General features: G+C 50.7%; 7 protein-coding genes. 2 read left to right on the top strand and 5 right to left on the bottom strand.

Going from position 1 to position 5,493, the window contains the following annotated elements; genetic code table 11:
• Positions 1-825: AraC family transcriptional regulator (locus tag HVA01_RS17215; protein WP_146876674.1), on the top strand; the 825-nt coding region annotated here is incomplete at its 5' end.
• A gap of 125 nt (positions 826-950) precedes the next feature.
• Here the strand turns inward: HVA01_RS17215 and HVA01_RS17220 are convergent.
• Positions 951-1,856 (bottom strand): LysR substrate-binding domain-containing protein, encoded by a 906-nt coding sequence (locus HVA01_RS17220; protein ID WP_146876676.1) that lies wholly within the window; start codon positions 1,854-1,856, stop codon positions 951-953.
• A 119-nt stretch (positions 1,857-1,975) separates the two neighbouring features.
• Here HVA01_RS17220 and HVA01_RS17225 point away from each other — a divergent pair, with 119 nt between their 5' ends.
• The gene (locus HVA01_RS17225; RefSeq protein ID WP_146876678.1) at positions 1,976-2,683 is read left to right on the top strand and encodes an FMN-dependent NADH-azoreductase; all 708 of its coding nucleotides are present in this window, start codon (positions 1,976-1,978) and stop codon (positions 2,681-2,683) included.
• Positions 2,684-3,165: 482 nt separating this feature from the next.
• Here the strand turns inward: HVA01_RS17225 and map are convergent, their stop codons facing one another.
• From map to HVA01_RS17545, 4 genes are all read right to left on the bottom strand, one after another.
• Positions 3,166-3,990: a type I methionyl aminopeptidase gene (map, locus tag HVA01_RS17230; RefSeq protein ID WP_146876679.1), complete on the bottom strand. Its 825-nt coding sequence runs from the start codon at positions 3,988-3,990 to the stop codon at positions 3,166-3,168.
• Entirely contained in the window at positions 3,983-4,189 is a 207-nt protein-coding gene (locus tag HVA01_RS17235; protein ID WP_146876681.1) for a ParD-like family protein, read from the bottom strand. The genes map and HVA01_RS17235 overlap by 8 nt, the downstream gene beginning before the upstream one ends.
• A 502-nt stretch (positions 4,190-4,691) precedes the next feature.
• Entirely contained in the window at positions 4,692-4,922 is a 231-nt protein-coding gene (locus tag HVA01_RS17895) for a LysR substrate-binding domain-containing protein (protein ID WP_218031580.1), read from the bottom strand.
• Between the two features lie 29 nt (positions 4,923-4,951).
• Positions 4,952-5,311, bottom strand: a complete 360-nt coding sequence (locus tag HVA01_RS17545) for a LysR substrate-binding domain-containing protein (RefSeq protein WP_246129706.1) — start codon at positions 5,309-5,311, stop codon at positions 4,952-4,954.
• Positions 5,312-5,493 lie beyond the last annotated feature (182 nt).

Below are 5,493 nucleotides of genomic sequence, written 5' to 3' on the forward strand. Positions count from 1 at the left end.
ATCCTGCAAGGGAGCAAGAGGATTGTCATCGGAGATCAAGTCGTCAACTATCAGGCAGGACAAAGCTTTATTACATCCGTCGAGCTGCCCGTGGTTGGGGAAGTCTTAGAATCGAGTCCGTCCACTCCCTATCTGGCGTTGCGCCTATCTCTCGACCGAGCGTTAGTCACAGAGATTTTGTGCAAAAGTGATAGTCCTTTGCGCATGCTGGAGACGCGAGGTTTCTGCATTGACCGAGTGAGCGACGATCTTGCTGATGCTTGGTACAGGCTGGTCCGCCTTACCGGTCATCCGGATGATATCGCCTTAATCGCTCCTCTCATCGAACGTGAGATCCTGTATCGAATGCTGCGCGGCCCACAAGGTGCGGTGCTAAGACAAATAGCAGGTATCGATGATCGTTTTTTCCAAATCAGGCGTGCTATCACATGGATTCGCCAAAATTACGCAACGACATTCCGCGTTGAGGAGCTGGCGGCAACAGCGAATATGAGCCCTTCAGCTTTTCATCGACGCTTCAAGGCGACGGTTAGATTGTCGCCTCTTCAGTATCAAAAGCAGATCAGACTATATGAAGCTCGCAGAATGCTCTTCACTGAACCTGGTGGTGTCACAGCCGTCGCTTTATCGGTGGGCTATGAGAGTCTGTCACAGTTCAGTCGAGAATATTCTCGGCTGTTTGGCGCTCCCCCTGCGCGCGACATAAGAACTCTTCGCCAAGATGCACGTAGGGGCACACCAACAGAGTTCAATGATCCCGTCACTATCAGTGATCCGAGCCGTTATAAGGGCACCTTCACAGCGGTATCCAATATGTCACGTTAACGGTGGGAATGGACATTGTCAGTAGATAAACTGCCGTAGGCGTAGGCGCGTTAGCGTTAAAGAAAAAGAGTGTAAAAAAAACGTACCACCCTCCTGTATAGTGACCCACACCGGTAGATTATCGGTCAGCTCGATAACTTACTAAGCCCACCCGGCACCGACATCACCCAATCCCGGATAGCAATTATCAACGGGTTATGCTGACTGATTTGCGGGTAAACCAGAAAGAATGGCTTACCCTCCAACACTGGTCCAAAAGGCTGTACTAAACGCCCTTCTCGCAATTCGTCTGCGATTAACTGGCGGCTCATCAGCGCTACCCCCTGACTACCAGTGGCGGCTGCAATGGCGTGAGTCTCATCAGAAAATACTAACCCTGCATTCACATCCAACTCAGGTACCTTTGCTCGCTTTTGCCATAAAGCCCAGTTTATGGGTGCAGCCACGGATTCCTGCGGGTGAAAGTGAATCAGTGAGTGTGACGTAAGCTGGTTTACATCATGCAAACCAAGCTGAGGACTGCAGGTAGGCATGAAGGTGTTATCAAACAGTTTCTCAGCCACTAGCCCTGGCCAGCGTCCATCGCCATATCGAATGGCAATATCTGCCGTTAACCCGTCCAATGCTACCGGCTCATGAGAAGCATGAATTCGTAGATCAATACCCGGATGAGAGTCGCGGAGCATGCATACCCAGGGCAGCAACCAGCGCACTGCAACGGCCGGCGTCGTGGAGAGAGTTACGGTATGGCGAAGAGGTACAGCACTTAGCCGCTCGACAACATGGCTAATGCTATCAAACGCAGTCTCAAGCACCTGCAGTAGCTCATGTCCCTGAGGTGTCAGCGCCAACTGTCGGGGTTTACGTAAAAATAGGGTGACGCCTAGCGCCTCCTCAAGTCCCCGAACCTGGTGACTAATCGCAGTGGCGGTAACGGACAATTCCTGCGCCGCCAGCTTGGCACTTTCATGACGGGCAGCGGCTTCAAAAGCGCGTAGTGCAGAAAGCGAAGGTAAGCGGCGATAGCTCATGAATGAGTTTCACTCATCTATAACAGTAAGAAAAGATCGTTTGTCCCAGCTAATAGGCTCGGTCTACGCTAAGCATGTCGTTAATCATAGATGAGTTCAACTCTAAATAGGAGGCTACCATGCCACATATTCTGCAACTAGACGCCAGCGCCCGTCCCGGTATTGCTGGAAAAGACAAACATGGTTCCCACAGTCGTAATCTCACTCAACAGTTTATAACCCAATGGCAGTCTAATCGTCCGCAAGACACCGTTACCTACCGAGATATAGGTCAAAACCCGCCTACTTTGATTAACCACGACTGGATTGCATCTGCTTTCACACCCGAGGTGAGTCTAGAGCCCTGGATGAAGGACACGCTTGCAGAAAGCAATCAACTGGTTGATGAGTTGATTGCAGCGGATATTCTGGTGATAGGAACGCCTCTTTATAACTTCGGAATGCCTGCCGCCCTTAAGGCGTGGATCGACCAAGTAGTGCGCGCTGGCCGAACAGTGGAGTTCGATGACTCCAACCCCATAGACCCTTACATACCAAAGCTCACAGACAGAGAAAGGCATGCCGTAGTGCTCACGGCTAGAGGTGGCGTAAATATGGCGCCTGGTGAAGAAATGTCCCACATGAACTACTTGGAACCACACCTAGCTACTGCGTTGGCGTTTATTGGCATCACTCGTGTTCACTACATCGCAATCGAAGGTCAGGAAATTGGCGGGGAAGTTTTGGCAAAATCGGTTGCTGATGCAATACGTGACGTTGATGCTTTGGTGAGGGAGTTGCAGGCGCTATTTAACAAAATAACGCTCACTGTCGAACCAGCCCATTAGCCGTCTGCTAAAACCGCTCACTTTCGCCCTTCTTACTTGGCACGGCAAACTCCAGAAAACGCAAATACTCAGGCTCAATAATATCTATCGGGCTTTCCGATAATACCTCATCGACAACACTCATTCCGTGCTGTCATGGAGTGCATCCGCCAACAAACGCCCTCAACAATTCCGAGAAGACCATCGCCTCAGCATTACCGGCGTCTTCCAGGCTGATCGGCAAAGTTAAGTGCATCGGCTACCCGCAGGTTTGGAGAATTCAGTGCCTTGCTCTCTTTCTCCATCCACCCCTGACGGTAGCTGATCAAAAAAGCGGGCCGTTTCAAGCCAGCTACCGCCAAGCTCCAGCGCAGCCAGCAGGAGTTTCTTGGTTCCGCAGGAAACTGAAGTAAGTGACTCATTCACATTAGAAGCCACACCGCTGCTGCTACCTTTCGGTTTTTTAGCTTTAAACAACTATCGTCAGCTAATTAGACACCCGACTATGACAGCTTAATGCCCCACTCATCCTCGCTAGATTGATTGAAGTCAGCTGGAAGACGCTCTTCTTCCCGAAGTGTCAGGACTTCGAAACCGAAAGATGTGACGGCAATCGTATGCTCCCATTGAGCTGACAATCTCCTGTCACTGGTCACCACCGTCCAGCCATCACGCTTGGTTTTTATTTTGGCTGTTCCCTGATTAATCATGGGCTCGATAGTAAAAACCATCCCTTCTTTCAAAACCAAACCTCTACCTTTTTGCCCATAATGCAGCACCTGTGGTTCTTCGTGCATGTCTCGTCCAATACCGTGGCCGCAATACTCACGAACAACAGAGTAGCCATGTTGTTCGGCGTGTTGCTTAATCGCATAACCCACATCACCTAAAGTGGCGCCGGGCTTAACCGCTTTTATGCCTTGCCACATGGCTTCGTAGGTTTTATTGACCAGCCGTTTTGCAAAGGGATTGACCTCACCGATTAGGTACATCTTGCTGGAATCGGCAATAAAACCGTCTTTCTCAAGGGTAATATCGACATTAACGATATCGCCGGACGTTAGCTTTTTGGTTTCAGATGGAATGCCGTGGCACACCACATGATTGACTGACGCATTTAGCACGTACTGATAATCATATTGCCCCTTACTGGCCGGGCGAGCCTTTAATTCATCAACGATATAACGCTCGACCCAATTATTAATATCCATGGTGGAGATGCCGGGCACTATTTGCTTGTCGAGTTGCTGAAAAACTAAGGCGAGTAACCGCCCGGCTTCCCGCATTACGCTCAGTTCTTCTTTACTTTTCAACACGACCTCAGCCACCGATCACCTTCCTTAAGTCAACATCGGCTTGCGACATTTGCTCACGCATAATTTCCGAGAAAGTCATGCTGGGATTGGCCTCAGCGAGCATGCCAATTTTTATCCAGTACTCCGCCTGCGCATTGATAGAGCGCACCATTACCGTACTTGCTTTGCGGATTTCTTCATGCAACTGATCATTGATTTTAACGATCCCCATAACACTACCCAATATATGAAACGAATACACTTTATATACGAATCATATATTGACGATCTGCCGCTGGCAAGGCTAGGCGATAGTGTTGGTCAGAGGTTCCACCCCGATTACCTCCTTACGCAGTTCACCAGACTTGTCGAGTGCACAAATCTTGAAAGTGGCCGAGCAGACGCTGACGACGCTTCAATTCAGACAAAAGGTTTGGGGGTCTCTGACATCAGGTCGGCCAGATAGCGGATGCGCTTCAAGACCTTGCGCAGTTCATGAAAAGTAGCCTCAGGGGCATTGATCCGCCCCACTGATTCTGGTCAATTCCGCCGATCCGGGATTCACCGCAACGGATCTGAATGGACACCAGGGTTTCCAAAGTGTCGAAGAAGCTGCAGCTGTTCCCGTCCAACTGGCGCTTCTTGAAGATAGTGGCCCCACTGGTGGCTTTTTCAGCGCCAATGGTGCTCTGGCTTGGTGAGCATCAATTGCAGTTCGATGCAGTGTATAAAAATCACAAAATCCCCATCGCCTCACGATAGGCACGTACGTGGGCTATCAAAGCCCGCAATTTAGGTGGTTGGTTACGTCGATTTGGAAAGTATAGATAAAAACCGGGAAAAGGCTGCAAGTACTTCTGCAACAACGACACTAGCTCACCACTTTCTAGCCATGGGAGAAATGTCTCCTCCATACCAATGGTAATACCTCCCCCTGCAAGCGCTGTTCTGATCATGAGCAACATATCGTTGGTCGTGATGTGTGGATTGACACCTACATCGAACTCTCCCCCTTCTCCGCGAACTCCCAGCGGTAAGGTACGACGCTCGGTGCGGGTCGCCAGCCAATGCAACGATGGTTCAGCAGTTCGAAAGGTTCCACCGGCGTGCCACGCCGTTGTAAATAACGGGGAGACACCACGACGACTTGGCGTTGTGGCCCAGACAGCGGAACGGCCACCATGTCTTGCTCAATCACTTCTCCCAAGCGCACTCCGGCATCAAACCCCGCGCCAATGATATCGAATTCCTCATCGGTGACGGTCACGTCCAACGTGATGCTGGGGTATGCCTCGACAAAAGTGGCGACCAGTGGGCCTGAGAGAAATCGCTCGGCGATTGAAGTAACCGCCACTCTTAATAATCCTCGTGGGGGCCATCATCCACCACTTCTTCCAATGCAGATGCAATCGCCGTGAACGGCTCGGTTAACTGCGCCCTTAGCCGAACGCCTGCTTCGGTTAGGCTCACGCTCCGGGTAGAACGCTGACCAGTGCGATACCGAGATCATCTTCCAGCCGTCGCATGCTCTGGCTG

The sequence above is a fragment of the Halovibrio variabilis genome (assembly GCF_007991175.1).
GTDB lineage: Bacteria > Pseudomonadota > Gammaproteobacteria > Pseudomonadales > Halomonadaceae > Vreelandella > Vreelandella variabilis.